Raw genomic sequence first — 16,293 nt, 5'->3', positions numbered from 1 at the left:
TGGATTAACCTTCGGTTCGACCTGAATGGCATTGCCATGCAAGTCTTTCGGATAAGTAACGAAGTTACGAAAGATAAAAACCATCTTGCAGAACTTCGTTCTTCACCGTCAAAACTCGTTCACATCCGTCATTTATCAAAAAATTCGCAGAAACATGAATTTTCATATTTCGTCCTGACTCAAACAGTTGCGGATGACGTTTCCGCATATCCTGTTTGGTACATTACAAAATGGATTTTTCTCAACCTGCTTTCTTTAATGCAAAATCTTTACCAAAGAGCAATTTATTACGAATATTACTAATTGGCGTTTGATCAGAAATCAGCTCTGCATACCAGGCACCATCTTCAGTATCGCCAAACAATACGGCACCAATGACTTTATCTTTTTGAATAATAATGCGTTTATAGATCTGACGTTTTTCATCATTCAAGATAATGTCTTCGTAATCATCCTGCGGTTCAAAATTCCCTGCTGAAAATACGTCACAGCCACTCACCTTGAGTTGCGTCGGAACCGTTGGTGCTTTAAAGGTTAAGCTGCCGTGTTCGGCCAGATGTGAGGCACAAATAAAGGCTTGGCCCCAAAGTGGTTCAACCAGACCGAAGGTTTGATTACGGTGCTCAATACATTCACCTACCGCATAAATACTCGGGTCAAAGGTTTGCATAGTGTCATTCACCATCACACCACGGTTACAACGTAAGCCGGCACTTTGCGCCAATGCCATATTAGGACGAATCCCCACGGCAAAAACCACCAGATCAGCATCCAGCACCGTGCCATCTTTCAGCCTGATTTGAGTGACATGACCATCCTCGCCAATCAGTTGTTCGGTATTGGCTTGAGTCATGATGTTGATGCCCTTGGCTTCAATACTTTGTCTTAACAAGCTGCTTGCACGACCGTCCAATTGACGTTCCATGATGCGATCCATCAAATGCAAGACCGTCACATTCATACCGCGTTGTTTCAGACCATAAGCAGCCTCAAGGCCAAGCAGACCACCACCAATCACTACGGCATTCTGTTTAGATTTACAATAATCCAGCATGGTGTTGACATCATAGATATCACGGAAACTGATCACGCCCTTTAAGTCCGAGCCGGGAATCAGCGGAACAAAGGGTTTGGAACCTGTCGCCAGGATCAAACGGTCATAATCCACCACCAGACCTTTTTCGGTATAGACTTGCTTACGTGGACGATCAATTTTCACCGCAGCATCACCGGCAATAAAGCGAATATTTTTGTCGCTATACCAGGCATGTGGATGCAGCATGATGTCATCAATGGTTTTATCACCCGACAATACGGGTGAAAGCATGATGCGGTTATAGTTGCCCCACGGTTCTTCACCGATTACGGTCACTTCATAACGTTCAGGTGCCATATCCAGCAAATCTTCCAGACAGCGCATACCCGCCAGACCATTGCCCACTAACACCAGTTTCATCTTTTCTTGAGAAGTACCGTTATTGGTAATATAGGTTTTTTGCGGTGTAGGACTGACCCAGACCTTGCCATTTTCAATCTTGCTTGGGAAAACCAGTAACTTTTGATCTTTATCTTCCAGACAGCGTCCGGTTGCCAGACTGAAATGCTGCTTGTAGATGGGAGATGCCACGACACGCTCGCCTTGCAAATCACCAATAATCCCGCGTGACATCACAAAAGCCTGACTGAATGGATCTTGATTGCTCAAGGCATAGACGCGTTTTTCATTACCGACACGGAAAATGGCAATTTGCTGATTGTCAATTAATGCACCCACACCGGTATTCGGGGTAATGTCATCCAATGCACAAATTTCCAGCCATTCCAGCTCATTGGTTTTATTCATTTCTTTAAATATTGTCATCTTCTTTCTCCTTTATTCTTTTAAGCTTCAACAACAGGAATACGTGTCACATCACGCTCGGCCTCGGTTTTGGGGCGGATTTGACCGCGCACCTCGGCGAATTGGATGTGTGGATCGTTTTGTTGTTCAACTTTTGCATTGATAAAGGTTACGAAGCGTTTACGTACTTCCGGATCTTCCACCGCAGTGCGCCATTCATCTTGATAGGTGCCGACCACATGGTTCATACGGCGTTCCAGTTCGGTTGCCAAACCAAGTGAGTCATTCACCACCACATCTTTTAAATAATCCAGACCACCTTCCAGGTTGTCACGCCATACCGAAGTACGTTGCAAACGGTCTGCGGTTTGAATATAGAACATGAAGAAGCGGTCGATATAACGGATTAAAGTTTGCGCATCCAGGTCAGATGCCAGCAATTCCGCGTGGCGTGGTTTCATGCCGCCATTACCGCAGACATACAGGTTCCAGCCTTTTTCGGTGGCAATCACGCCCACATCTTTACTTTGTGCTTCGGCACATTCACGGGTACAGCCCGACACCGCCATTTTCAGTTTGTGTGGTGAACGCAGGCCTTTGTAGCGGTTTTCCAGGAAGATGGCCAAACCGACTGAATCATCCACGCCATAACGGCACCAGGTACTGCCGACGCAAGATTTCACGGTACGCAGGGATTTACCGTAGGCATGTCCTGACTCAAAACCGGCATTGATCAGTTTTTCCCAGATTTCAGGCAGTTGGTGTACTTGCGCACCAAACATGTCGACCCGTTGTCCACCAGTGAGTTTGGTATACAAGCCATATTCTTTGGCAATTTGACCGATTGCAATCAAGCCCTCTGGAGTGACTTCACCACCTGCCATCCGCGGTACAACCGAGTAAGAGCCATCTTTTTGGATATTACCGAGATAATAGTCGTTACTGTCTTGCAGACCGGCATGGCTTGGTTTGAGCACAAAGTCATTCCAGCAAGATGCCAGAATATTTGCCGCAGTCGGTTTACAGATATCGCATCCGATTCCATGACCATGTTGTTGAATCAAATCATCAAAAGTCTTGATTTCATTAACACGTACCAGGTGATACAGCTCTTGGCGGGAATAGGCAAAGTGTTCACATAGGTGATTGTTGACGGTCACCCCTTGACGTTGCAATTCTGATTTCAATACTTGAGTGACTAAAGGTGCACATCCGCCACAAGCCGTTGCTGCTTTGGTACATTTTTTCAAGGCACCGAGCGAGGTTGAACCATCAGCGATGGCACTGCAAATATCAGCTTTAGAGACGTTATTACATGAACAAATGGTTGCGCTGTCTGGCAGTAAATCGACACCACTACCACCTGTTTTCGCTGAGGATTGTGCATAACCCGGCATGATCAGGCTTTCCGGATTTTCCGGTACAGCTAGTCCATTCAGCATCATTTGCAGCAGATCGTTATATTCTTTGGCACAGCCCACCAGAACAGCACCGAGTAGCTTGGTTTTTTCCGCATTCACCACGATTTTTTTATAAATCATGGCATCTTCATCGGCATAGAAGTAGCTGAGTGCATTTGGGGTCATAGCATGTGCATCGCCTACCGATGCGACATCTACACCCATCAGTTTCAACTTGGTGCTCATATCCGCACCGGCAAATGTATTGCAGGCCTGATCCATGACATGTTTCGCAGCAATACGCGCCATGTCATAGCCCGGAGCCACCAGACCATAAATTTTGTTTTGCCAAAGTGCACATTCACCAATCGCATAAATGTCGGCATCAGAAGTCTGGCAATAATCGTTAATCACGATACCACCACGCTCTCCAAGCGCCAAGCCGCTTTGACGCGCCAATTCATCCCGTGGGCGAATCCCCGCAGAGAATAAAACGATATCGGTTTCAAGTATTGATCCGTCGCCAAACTTCATCACATGCGTGGTATTTTCACCCGCTTCGATGCATTGCGTGGCTTTTTGGGTATGAACTTTTACCCCTAGATTTTCGATTTTTGCCCTTAAAACCTTGCCACCGAGGTCATCAATTTGCACCGCCATCAAGCGAGGTGCAAACTCGACCACATGGGTTTCCAAGTCCAGATCACGTAAGGCTTTAGCCGCTTCCAAACCGAGTAAGCCACCACCAATCACCACACCTGTTTTAGCATTTAAACTCGCGGCACGAATGGCATCCAAGTCTTCAATGGTGCGGTAAACAAAACAGTTTTCGCGATCATTCCCTGCAATAGGAGGGACAAAAGCATATGAACCGGTTGCCAGCACCAACTTGTCATAACCAATTACATCGCCATGATTAGTCGTAACGGTTTTATTCAGGGTATCTATTGCAGTAGCTTTGGTGCTTAAACGCAGATCAATACCATAGGCATCGGCAAAATCGCTACGGCAAAGGGTTAAGTCTTTGGCAGATTTTCCAGTGAAATATTCGGTTAAATGCACGCGGTCATAAGCTAAACGTGGTTCTTCTGCCAGAATCGTGATTTCAACTTCATCCCCTGCATGTTCAAGAACCGATTCAATAAACTTGTGCCCTACCATACCGTGACCAATCATGACTAATTTCATATCAATTCTCCTTAATCCCTTTCCTTAACCTTGAGCCATGTTGTTGCGTTCAAGCACTGCATCCTCAAACAGTTTTTGTTCTTTCTGTTTATGCTCAACCGAGAAACGAATCATCAGTACAAAGCTTGCTGCAATCACGACCAGTCCACCGAGTGCCATCAAACAAGTTTGAATATCCAGCATGCCTTTGAGCAAGAAACCTGCTGCCACTGCACCCACGTTACCGCCTGCGCCAATGATGCCTGCTACACCGCCCAAAGCATCACGGTCAATGAATGGCACCAAGGCATACGTTGCACCGCAAGCCATATGCGTAAACAATGCGAATACGGTCATGACCAGAATTGCGAGAACTGCGGTATTCATTTGAGAGAACAAGATTAGGAACAGGCCTTCCATCAAGATCATGCCGAACAGCACTTTGGTACGACCATCCAGACCTTTTTTCATTGCAACTTTGTCAGAGACAATTCCACCCAAAGCACGGGCAAACAGTGCCAGTAAACCGAAGATCCCTGCTGCCAAACCTGCTTCTTTGAGACCAAAGCTAAAGTGTTCAACGTAGTACATCGCTACGATGTTATGAATGAAGATTTCAATACCGAAACACGCAGCATAAGCACCAAATAAAATCCAAACCCGATAGTTACGTGCAGCGTGCATTAAAATTGCCATGCCGCCTTTTTTATCGCTACCGACTTGGATGCCTTGCGCACGAAGTTCTTTAAAGTTGCCTTGTGGACAGTCTTGGGTGAATTTCCAGTACATTGCACCAACAATAATCATCAGAATACCTGGTACCAATAAAGCAATTCTCCAGCCCATCGCCTGTTCAACCCCAAACATCACCAAGGCAGCAAGCATTAACGGCATAAGCGCTTGAGTTGCACCACCACCGGCATTCCCCCAACCTGCCGATGCAGCATTGGCAGTCCCCACCACATTCGGTGCGAACATAATACTGGTGTGATATTGCGTGATCACGAAGCTGGCACCAATGGCACCAATCAATAAGCGGAAGAAAAGGAAAGATTCATAGCTATTGGCAGAGGCCACACCAAAGACAGGAATACTGCCGATAATCAGTAGTGCGGTATAGGTTTTGCGTGGGCCATACTTATCACATAAAGGCCCGACAATCAGACGAACCAAAATAGTAATTGCGACTGCGGCAATATTGATATTGGCGATTTGGTCTTTAGTAAGATGAAATTCACCTGCAATCACAGGCATCAATGGTGCACAGGCAAACCATGCAAAGAAGCAGACAAAAAAAGCGAGCCAACTCATGTGGAAGGCTCTCATCGCTGCGCTGTTAAAATTAAAAAGACTTATTTTTGTGGCTTTTTTTTCATATAAATTTGAAGACATGGCCTTCTCCTTCCTGAACTGAACGTATAGGGTTATCTGCTATGCGGATCGCTGCACACCAGATTCGATCAGAACGGACGTCGTTGGCCGTCTTACAAATTTTTTAAAGTCGTCTTTGACTCAATATGAATTAAGCAATGTCCATGCCAATATGATAAAAACATTATTAACTCAATATTTTTTATAATTTTTTATGATGGATTGATCATTTTTGATCTTCATCATTGCAGCACGTTCATCTGATTAACAACACTAAAGCTAAGGAAATGGATTGGAGTTGTGCTTCCTTGTAGCGCATTTTTGCATTAATACGGTGCACAACCCGATAACGGTTAAGTTTTATATCTGATTTTATTGAATTAATGCAGTTTTAATTGTTTTGGCATTTTAATTGCTTTGCATTTGCTATGACTTTTCTTTCAGGCTTTGCCTGATGATATTTTAGCCAATATGCCAAAACTGAAAATCGCACTGATTGATGACGATCAAGAACGTGCCAACTATATTAAAGCCTCCCTGATCGAACACAATTTCGAGGTGGTCGCCTGCCTGACCATTGACCATTTAAGCATGTTCCGTCTGGAACAACTGCATGCCGACGTGATATTGCTGGATATGGATCACCCGCATCGTGACATTATTGAAAGCTGTGTCAGCCAGTTCGATTTGCCAACGGTTCTATTCACTAAAAATAGCCACAAAGACACCATCAAAAGTGCCATCGATGCCGGGGTAACGGCTTATATCGTCGACGGTATTGACCCATCTAAACTGGAAAGTATTTTAGAAATTTCAATTGAACAGTTTAAAAAACATAAAAAATTACTCGGTGATCTGGAAGATACCAAAAATAAACTGGCCGACCGTAAAGATGTGGAAAAAGCCAAAGTACTTATGATGCGATTGCATTCCTTAACTGAAGATCAGGCGTTTCAATTACTGCGTAAAAATGCCATGAGCCATCGTATGACCATTGGGGAAATGGCACGACGTTTATTGGATGCTCAACAATTATTACAAAACCAATTTAAGGATTAAGCCATGACAGATTTAGAAAAAACTCAAATCCAGATCGGCTATATTCCTTTGCTGGATTGCGTGGCCATTCTTTGGGCCAAACAGCGTGGATTTTTTGATGAAGTCGGCTTAGACATCACCTTGGTCAAAGAAGCATCCTGGGCAAGTTTAAGAGATCGGCTGGCTTTTGGCTTTTTAGATGCTGCACATTGTCTCTCTGCCATGCTTCCTGCTGCCGCTCTGGGTGAAGACCAGTTGGGAATCCCCCTGCAAACGGCTTTGGTGTTAAGTCATAATCGTGCCTTTATTAGTCTGAGTCAAAAATTATGCTTTGAGCTAAATATTTCTGCACAAGATAACCCGCAACAATCGGCAGAAAAAATAGTCACTGCCATACAACAACAAAAACCGATTCATTTGGCACATGTCTTTAAGCAGTCGATTCATCATTATTGTTTAAGAGAATGGCTCGCCCTAGCCGACCGTGATGTTGCACAAAGCATCAAGCTCACCACCCTTCCTCCTCCTTATATGGTGGAAGCATTAAGCAATCATGTCATTGATGGTTTTTGTGTCGGTGAACCATGGAATACCCAGGGTGAACTGTTGGGCATCAGCCAAATTGTGACATCCAGTCAGGATATTATTCCTCAAGTGGCGGATAAGGTTTTAGCGGTCACTGCTGACTGGGCAGAACAGCATCCCAACACCCATCTTGCCCTAACTCAAGCCATTCAAAAAGCGCAACAAGAACTAAAAGATCTAGAGGATTATAGTGAAGTTTGGCAAATGCTCATTGACTTCAATATTGTGCAGTTTCAATGTTCTGAAAGCATTCATGTGCAGAAGTTCCATTCTATTCAAAATATTATTCGTCATTTTGTCGATGAATCATCTCAGCCCAAGATTGAAGAGTTTCAATGGCTGCTTCGGCAAATGCTGAAATGGGATAATCAAATAAGCCTGAATGATGCCGTAATTGAGAAAATCAGCCAGAACTGTATTTTATCCTTGAACCATTAACATGAACCATCGCTCCAGCCATACAAACTCTAATAAGGTGCCGGAGCTAAATCATTCATTTTGATTATTTTTACTTACGATCAGGTTTTTTATCTTTTAGTTCTATTTCTGTGATTTTCCACAAATTTTCTCCACATTTTTACGCTATCTTACGCAAAATTACATTTGGAACATCAAATAATGAAACGCATACAACCGCGTTGGCAATTAAGCGCATTAAGTTGTGCCTTGCTCACTTTCATGTCCCCAACTTGGGCTGCTGATTCCATTACAAATACAACAACAAACAGCGTCCCAGTACAAACACTGGCCACTTTAAAATTCGAAGCCACACCAGCGACAGTAAAAGATCAGGATATCAGTGCGGTTGCCAAAACCATCGTCACGCGTGAGGAAATGCTGCAATTTGGCGATCAGTCTGTGAATGACGCCCTGCGTCGTGCTGCAGGTTTTCAGATACCAACCCCGGGACAAGGTCCACGCGGTGGTGGCGGTGCATCAGGCATGCGTTTTCGTGGTGGCGGTGCCCCGGTATTTCTAATTAATGGTGAAGCTGTACAAGGCGGTCCACGTGGCGGGATGTCTATCGTAGACAGCTTAACGCCCGACATGATTGAGCGGATTGAAATTACCAAACAGCCAAGTGTCGCTCAAGCATCGGTAGCCTCTTCGGCAGTGATAAATATCATTTTAAAACAACCGTTAGATAATGCCCGCATAAGCGGAACAGTCCGTGCTGGATATGGCTTGGCAAAATCAGATCAAAAAGAAGAACAACGTAAAAATATTAGTGTTCAACTCGATGGACGTGATAGTCCATGGTTATATAGTCTTTCTGCCAATCAAATGTGGAATGACACCACTTCTATCACACAGACCCAAAACAGTACCGAAACACGAGAACAAAAACGAGTGACTGAACGCAAGTCGCAAATGGTTTCACCCCGTGTTGAATACGAGTTAGATGATCAGCAAAAACTGGTTGCGGAATTGTTCTATCGAAATAATGAAAGTGACGGTAGTCGCGGTGATCAGACTCAAAATGATAAAAATGACAGCATCCGTTTAAATACCCGTTATGAGCGTAAAGACAAAGGTAATTCAGATAAAATTCGCCTTTCTGTTGAACAGCAGAATGAAACTGAATCAACGCGCTCTCCTTCATTCAGCAGCTATACTGATGAAACCGTAAATGAATACGGTATTGCGTATGACGGTGTGCGTAAATTCGATCAAAATCGCCAGCTTAAATTTGGTGCAGATGCTCGTGCCAATGAACTCGACAGCAATATCAGCCAAAGTTTAGATGAACAACTCTATGCATTATATGCTGAAGGGAGCTGGAAATTTACCGACCGTCAGACGGTCACTTTAGGTGCCCGCCAAGAATGGATCGAGCGCTCTGGTTTAGTCGATTATAGCGACAGTCATTTAAGCCCAGTCTTGGCACATCGTTTTGACTTTGATGATACTTGGTCTTTACAAACCAATATTAGTCAGGCTTTCCGTAGCCCTAAAGCAGACCGTTTATTACCCACGGTTTCCATTTCTACCGATAGTGATGCCGGTAGCCTGAACAATCCAGATCATGGCGGTAATCCCAATTTACGTCCTGAAAAAATTACTGCGTTTGAATCGACTTTAGGCTACAACACACAGTCAGGCGGTATCAATATCACCGCATTCCAACGTGAAATTGATGACTACATTGAAAAAGTCATTCGTCAGGAAGGTACCCGTTTTGTAGAACGTCCACAAAACCAGAATAATGCCACCACTTATGGGGTTGAAATTGCGGGTCGTTATGCATTAAAGCAGACTGAAAATGGCCATTCATTTATGCTAAATGGACAACTTTCTACAGTGCGCGCAAAAGTTGAAGATAAAAATCATCAAGAACGTCTGGTCAGTGATGTTGCGCCTTATACAGCAAGTGCAGGTCTGTCTTATAACTATCAGCCTTGGCGCATTTCAACCAGTGTCAACCTGAACTACGTGCCTGAATTTACTCGTGCTTTGGACAACCAGCCCTATGACCGTACCAGCAATGAACGTGTCAATATGGATATCAGTATCACCAAACGCTTTAATGATGGCTGGGCAACCTCACTGAATGCACGCAATATTTTCAGCACAGATTATAAAGAGCGCTTAAGCAATCAGTCAGATGGCAGCCTGTATGAATCACGGGTCACTCAGGCGATTCCAAGTGTGTTAATCAGTCTGGAAAAGAAATTCTAAACATAAAAAATCGGTGCTCTGGCACCGGTTTTTTCTTATCAATACATTTATTTTTCAACTATTCTGCAACAACTTATATTTTTATTGGATCGTAAACTTGGATAACAACGTTAATTTTTGCTTTGTAGCTCTTTAAGTAAACTTGCAATTCTTAAGGTGTGTGGTCGGTTTCCCTTTTGTTCCATGACTTTATTTTCGATCCGCCACAAATATTCAAAAATCTCTGATTCATCTGCATTCTCGCAAATCATCATAAACAGTCTAGGTAAATAATCTTCATATTCATCAGACATGGATCGGATGCTACGAATCCCTAAAGGATCCCATTCTTTGAGTAAAATTTTATGTATTGCATGTAATAATAATGTTGCTTCATTCGCATGTTCGACTTTCATTAAACTTCCCCCATCCTTAGGAATTTAATATAAAAATCATATAAGTTGACTATAATTTACTCGCATCAATATGATCAAGTATTTTTTAAGAATATTGATCATTTATTAAATAAAAAATAGTTTATTTACCAAATAGAAAACTATAATTTAATAAAAAACAATGCCTTCATCGCTATCCATTCATTCAAAAATTCTCACCTTAAACCTGATTTACATCTTTTTAGCAGTAACAATCCTTCTGCTTATCCAATTTATTTGCATTAAAAATGATTTTTAAATGCTTGTTTAATACTCACCTTTAATACGTACCTCAAACCATTTAAAAAACCATAAAAATTCAATAACGTGAAATGGTAGGTGTTTGGTAGGTAGGATTTCTCTCCTGTTCCTTTGATACTCAATTTACGGTGAGGGTCACCGATAACAACATACCAATGGTAGAAGGAATCGCACCATGGCTTTTAAAAATATTGCAGATCAAACGAACGGTTTTTATATTCCCTGTGTTTCTCTTTTTGGTCCGGGCTGTGCCAAAGAAATTGGCGCAAAGGCACAAGATTTAGGTGCTAAAAAAGCACTGATTGTGACTGATGCCGGTCTTTTTAAATTCGGTGTCGCAGATACCATTTCAGCTTATTTAAAAGAGGCTGGTGTCGACAGCCATATCTTCCCGGGTGCAGAACCTAATCCAACCGATATTAATGTCCATAACGGCGTACAAGCCTATAACGACAATGGCTGTGATTTCATCGTATCTTTAGGCGGCGGTTCATCGCATGATTGCGCCAAAGGGATTGGCTTGGTGACAGCTGGCGGTGGTCATATTCGTGATTATGAAGGCATTGATAAAAGCTCAGTACCAATGACGCCACTGATTGCCATCAATACCACGGCAGGTACGGCTTCTGAAATGACGCGCTTCTGTATTATTACCAATACCGACACGCATGTAAAAATGGCGATTGTGGACTGGCGATGTACTCCACTGATTGCGATTGATGATCCTAAACTGATGATTGCCAAACCCGCTGGTTTAACCGCAGCAACAGGTATGGATGCCTTAACCCATGCAGTTGAAGCTTATGTTTCTACTGCAGCTAATCCTATTACTGATGCCTGTGCAGAAAAAGCCATTAGCATGATTAGCGAATGGCTCAGCCCGGCGGTTGCCAATGGTGAAAATCTGGAAGCGCGTGATGCAATGAGCTATGCACAGTACCTTGCCGGCATGGCTTTTAACAACGCTTCTTTAGGGTATGTCCATGCCATGGCACATCAACTCGGTGGATTCTACAACTTGCCGCATGGCGTATGTAATGCCATTTTGCTCCCGCATGTATGCGAATTTAACCTGATTGCCTGCCCGGATCGCTATGCCAAAATTGCACAATTGATGGGAATCAATACTGAAGGTTTAACGGTCACTGAAGCAGCTTTTGAAGCTATCAATGCCATTCGCCAGCTTTCAGCCGCAATCGGTATTCCATCTGGCTTAAGTGAACTGGGTGTGAAAGAAGCAGACTTGGCCATCATGTCTGAAAATGCACAAAAAGATGCCTGCATGCTGACCAACCCACGCAAAGCCACCCATGCACAAGTGGTTGATATATTCAAAGCGGCTATGTAAAACCTCAATGTAAGTCTTCTCCCCCAACTCTTTGACTTACATTTTTGGCAAGCTAAGTTTCCATTTCATTGAAGAACTGGGAACTTAGCTTGCCTTTTTTTATTATTGAACTTAAAGCAATTTGACAAATGACTGCTCATCATGAAGGATAAAAGAAAATTGATCATTCCAAATGAGCACAACAATGACAAAACAGATAATTGAACCGCTTTATCAACTGGATATCTTAGGTTCAGGCTATGAACAGGCCACCTTAAATTTCCCAGATGATTATGAAGGTCAAGTTACAGCAACATTGGTGCGCAAAAAAGCGGAGCAACCAACCAGCAAAGCTGTTTTATATATTCATGGTTTTATCGATTATTTTTTTCAAACTGAAATGGCGGAACAGTTTAATCAACATGGTTTTAACTTTTACGCACTCGACTTACGTAAATACGGGCGTTCCCATCTTCCACATCAAAAATTTTATAACGTACGTGAAATTGCTGAATACGATGCTGAAATCACCCAGACTTTAGACATTATTGGCGCAGAAGGTCACGATGCTATTTTACTGAGCGGACATTCAACAGGCGGATTAACCACAACTTTATATGCGGCACATCATCCGGATCATCCTTTAATTAAAGCACTGTGGGTCAATAGTCCCTTTTATGACTTCAACATGAACCCGATCAAGAAAAAACTGGGTCTGCCCAATTTAAGTCGTGTAGGTAAAATTTGTCCGGATTTAGAATTCCCCAGTGAACTGAATAAATGGTATGTGACCAGTTTGCACAAAAACTTAAAAGGAGAATGGTATTTTAACCTTGAATGGAAAAAAACAACTTATCCCTGGGTTCGTTTGAGTTTTGTCCGGGCAATTTTTGAAGCGCAAAAGGAAATTCATCAAGGTGTGACCTTGAAAGTCCCTGCCTTAGTGATGCATTCAGATCAAAGTAAAAATCCCAAAAAATGGCATAAATATATGCAAACCAGTGATGTAATTTTAAATGTAAAACATATTGATAAATATGCCAGGAAAATTAACGGGGATGTCACCATCAGTGAAATAAAAAATGGCGTACATGATCTGATTTTATCTGAAAAATCTGTGCGCGAGCATGTCTATCATCAGCTCTTTGCATGGCTCAAGCAAAAAGGCTTATAGCCGTCATTACTACAATATCAGCGTTAATTATCTTTAAATTTGAGTAAGGTTTGATGCACGGGATGCGTTTTCGGCATCAGCTCAATCAAACGTTCCACGGCATCAATCGCTTCAGGAAAACGCGCCACATGTTTAAGCAAAACATCCGTTTCATTGGCTTTAAAAATGGCATCACTTAAACGTGATTCCAGACAATCACGCCAGGCACATAAAAAAGGACTTTCGGTTTTTGCCAGAAACACGCCGCTACACAGTTTTAACGCAGAATCGATATATCCGGCATCTAAAGATTGCTCTGTCAGTAAAAAATCAGCTTCAACATGCGCTAATAATTTATAGGGTCTGGATCCCAACATGCCGCCCAAAATATCGCGCAATTGTGACATTTCCGCTTTTAACGTGCCGATGCTGACTTTTCGTTCACCATATAATGCCTGATGCAAACTATCTAAACTTAAACCTTGCGGACACAGCGCTAAAATGGTCAAAATTTCGATTTGACGTGGTGTAAGCACCAAAACTTTGCCATTAAACATCACTTGCGGTACGGAAAAGGCACGAATAAACAATCGCTGTTTTTGATATTCCAGTAATGCGGATTGAATAATCGAGGCACAGCGCTCCGCTGCAAGTAATCCTAAACTGTTATGTTTTTGCCAAGTTGTAGATAGGTCAATTACGCCTAAAACCTGTTTTGAATAGGGATCAATAATCGGGGCTGCATAACAGACCCAATCATGAATAGAAGACATGTAATGTTCATTGGAAAATACACAACTCGATTGTTGGGTTTTTAAAGACAGAGCCAGAGCATTGGTGCCAACCAGTTCCTCGCGCCACTGCCCGCCTTCAATAAAATGCACACTTTCTGCTGCCCTTTGCATTTGTGGACTCGATGCTGTCCAAATGATGGTACTGCCAATATCTCCTACAGCCAGTACCATTGAGGATTGCTCGGCAATATGCTTTAAATCTTGTGCACAATGTTGCAAGGCATGTTCTAGAGCAGAAGGATAAGTTTCTTTTTGTAAATGAACCAATGGCGCAGCTGCACGATCTGAGGGAATTTCAGCAGATGTCGAGCGTTGCCACGAACTTACAATACTTTGTCCTAACTGTTCTGCATGCAAGGGAGAAAGACTGCTACTTTGCCTAAACTGCTCAATTTTCTGTCTTTTTTGCATCAAATGTTGCTTATTCATCATTCCTTATTCTCACAACAATTCATGATTTACATCCACTGTAATAGCTATTCTTGTAAGCCTGATTGAAAAGATTGTAAACCTTCTTGTATCCAACCTTTTTCCAACCTTATTCCATGTATGCTAATCAAATAATGTGCAAAAGTACCTTATACCAAAGCTGTAGATACGGTTTAAAACACTAAAATAAGCAAAGGAAAATTTATATGCGTTATGCCGATCCTAATCAACCTGGTTCAAAAGTTCAGTTTAAAGCCCAATATGAAAACTTTATTGGCGGTCAATGGGTAGCCCCAGTGAAGGGTGAATACTTTGACAATATTTCTCCTGTCGACGGTAAAGCATTTACCAAGGTTCCACGCTCAAGTGTTGAAGATATTGAGCTGGCACTGGATGCAGCGCATAAAGCCAAAGCACAATGGAACAAGTCCTCTCCCACTACCCGCTCGAATATTCTGTTAAAAATTGCAGACCGTTTAGAAGCTAATTTAGAGCTTTTGGCTGTCGCTGAAACCTGGGATAACGGTAAACCGGTACGTGAAACCCTGGCTGCCGATATTCCTCTGGCAATTGACCATTTCCGCTATTTTGCGGGTTGTATCCGTGCGCAGGAAGGCGGTATTTCAGAAATTGATGAAGATACCATTGCCTACCATTTCCATGAGCCTTTAGGTGTGGTCGGGCAAATTATTCCCTGGAACTTCCCGATTTTGATGGCAACGTGGAAATTGGCACCTGCATTGGCTGCAGGTAACTGTATTGTGCTTAAACCTGCAGAACAAACTCCGGTCAGTATTTTGGTGTTGGTTGAACTGATTCAAGACCTGCTGCCTGAAGGCGTATTAAATATTGTCAATGGTTATGGTATTGAAGTGGGTCGTCCACTCGCAACCAATCCACGTATCGCCAAAATCGCATTTACCGGTTCAACAGCGGTCGGTCAGCAAATTATGCAATATGCGACCGAGAACATTATTCCGGTAACCCTTGAACTGGGTGGTAAATCACCGAATCTTTTCTTTGAAGATGTCATGGCTCAGCAAGATGACTATTTAGAAAAAGCGCTGGAAGGCTTTACTATGTTTGCCCTGAATCAGGGGGAAATCTGTACTTGTCCATCACGTGCCTTGGTTCAGGAAAGCATTGCTGATCAATTTCTGGAACTTGCGATCGAACGGGTAAAACGAATTAAGACCGGTCATCCCTTAGATACCGACACCATGATTGGCGCTCAGGCATCACAAGAGCAACAAGATAAAATTTTAGGCTGTATCGCCACAGGTCGTGCAGAAGGTGCTGAAATATTGACAGGTGGTGGTGAACGTCATGAAGTGGGGCAAGGTTTCTATATCGAACCGACCATTTTCAAAGGTACCAATGACATGAGAACTTTCCAGGAAGAAATTTTTGGACCTGTACTTGCTGTTGCCACCTTTAAAGACTTTGATGATGCAATTAAAATCGCCAACGATACCATTTACGGTTTAGGTGCAGGTGTCTGGTCACGTTCCGCACATACCTCTTACCGTGCCGGTCGTGCAATTCAGGCCGGTCGTGTATGGACCAACTGTTACCACATCTATCCTGCGCATGCGGCATTCGGCGGTTATAAAAAATCAGGCATTGGACGTGAAAACCACAAGATGATGCTGGATCATTACCAACAAACCAAAAACTTGTTAGTAAGCTATGCAACCAAACCAATGGGCTTCTTCTAAAAACGTATATGTATAAAGCATAAAAAAGCGAACTTCGGTTCGCTTTTTTCTTTATTGCAAATCATTAACCAAATCATTTCGCTTGAAACCTTCATTTTTCTTCAAATTCGGGCTAAAT

Annotated in this window: 11 protein-coding genes; 6 read left to right on the top strand and 5 right to left on the bottom strand. The window is 42.8% G+C overall.

Translation table 11 applies throughout. The annotated features are described in order from the left end of the window. Positions 1 to 241: 241 nt before the first annotated feature. From nirD to HLH18_RS09575, 3 genes are read right to left on the bottom strand one after another with little or no spacing between them, the layout of a single operon-like run. The gene (gene nirD, locus HLH18_RS09585) at positions 242 to 1,861 is read right to left on the bottom strand and encodes a nitrite reductase small subunit NirD (protein ID WP_171546644.1); all 1,620 of its coding nucleotides are present in this window, start codon (positions 1,859 to 1,861) and stop codon (positions 242 to 244) included. 20 nt (positions 1,862 to 1,881) lie between these two features. Beyond that, the gene (gene nirB / locus HLH18_RS09580; protein ID WP_214647311.1) at positions 1,882 to 4,428 is read right to left on the bottom strand and encodes a nitrite reductase large subunit NirB; all 2,547 of its coding nucleotides are present in this window, start codon (positions 4,426 to 4,428) and stop codon (positions 1,882 to 1,884) included. A gap of 24 nt (positions 4,429 to 4,452) precedes the next feature. Further along, positions 4,453 to 5,799 carry an MFS transporter gene (locus HLH18_RS09575; RefSeq protein WP_171546643.1) on the bottom strand — a complete coding sequence of 449 codons (1,347 nt, stop codon included), beginning with the start codon at positions 5,797 to 5,799 and terminating at the stop codon, positions 4,453 to 4,455. Between the two features lie 450 nt (positions 5,800 to 6,249). Here HLH18_RS09575 and HLH18_RS09570 point away from each other — a divergent pair, with 450 nt between their 5' ends. From HLH18_RS09570 to HLH18_RS09560, 3 genes are all read left to right on the top strand, one after another. After that, positions 6,250 to 6,837, top strand: a complete 588-nt coding sequence (locus tag HLH18_RS09570; protein ID WP_171546642.1) for an ANTAR domain-containing response regulator — start codon at positions 6,250 to 6,252, stop codon at positions 6,835 to 6,837. A gap of 3 nt (positions 6,838 to 6,840) precedes the next feature. Further along, positions 6,841 to 7,839 carry an ABC transporter substrate-binding protein gene (locus tag HLH18_RS09565; protein ID WP_171546641.1) on the top strand — a complete coding sequence of 333 codons (999 nt, stop codon included), beginning with the start codon at positions 6,841 to 6,843 and terminating at the stop codon, positions 7,837 to 7,839. Positions 7,840 to 8,079: 240 nt separating this feature from the next. Beyond that, a complete protein-coding gene (locus HLH18_RS09560) occupies positions 8,080 to 10,080 on the top strand; it encodes a TonB-dependent receptor plug domain-containing protein (protein ID WP_502708124.1) in 2,001 nt (666 codons plus the stop codon). Positions 10,081 to 10,190: 110 nt separating this feature from the next. Here the strand turns inward: HLH18_RS09560 and HLH18_RS09555 are convergent, their stop codons facing one another. After that, complete coding sequence (locus HLH18_RS09555) at positions 10,191 to 10,475, bottom strand: hypothetical protein (RefSeq protein ID WP_171546639.1); 285 nt, start codon at positions 10,473 to 10,475, stop codon at positions 10,191 to 10,193. Positions 10,476 to 10,929: 454 nt separating this feature from the next. Between HLH18_RS09555 and mdh the strand changes: the two genes are divergently transcribed. Both mdh and HLH18_RS09545 read left to right on the top strand, forming a co-directional pair. Continuing rightward, a complete protein-coding gene (gene mdh, locus HLH18_RS09550; RefSeq protein ID WP_171546638.1) occupies positions 10,930 to 12,102 on the top strand; it encodes an iron-dependent methanol dehydrogenase in 1,173 nt (390 codons plus the stop codon). 184 nt (positions 12,103 to 12,286) lie between these two features. Continuing rightward, positions 12,287 to 13,255 (top strand): alpha/beta hydrolase, encoded by a 969-nt coding sequence (locus tag HLH18_RS09545; protein WP_171546637.1) that lies wholly within the window; start codon positions 12,287 to 12,289, stop codon positions 13,253 to 13,255. A gap of 23 nt (positions 13,256 to 13,278) precedes the next feature. On the opposite strand, the gene HLH18_RS09540 is transcribed toward HLH18_RS09545, so the two are convergent. Further along, positions 13,279 to 14,460 carry a sigma-54-dependent transcriptional regulator family protein gene (locus HLH18_RS09540; RefSeq protein ID WP_171546636.1) on the bottom strand — a complete coding sequence of 394 codons (1,182 nt, stop codon included), beginning with the start codon at positions 14,458 to 14,460 and terminating at the stop codon, positions 13,279 to 13,281. Between the two features lie 203 nt (positions 14,461 to 14,663). Between HLH18_RS09540 and exaC the strand changes: the two genes are divergently transcribed. Beyond that, positions 14,664 to 16,175 carry an acetaldehyde dehydrogenase ExaC gene (exaC, locus tag HLH18_RS09535; RefSeq protein WP_131289695.1) on the top strand — a complete coding sequence of 504 codons (1,512 nt, stop codon included), beginning with the start codon at positions 14,664 to 14,666 and terminating at the stop codon, positions 16,173 to 16,175. The last annotated feature ends 118 nt before the right edge of the window (positions 16,176 to 16,293 follow it).

The sequence above is a fragment of the Acinetobacter sp. ANC 5414 genome (genome assembly GCF_013004295.1).
Lineage (GTDB): Bacteria > Pseudomonadota > Gammaproteobacteria > Pseudomonadales > Moraxellaceae > Acinetobacter.
This window is presented reverse-complemented; position numbering and strand designations above follow the sequence as displayed.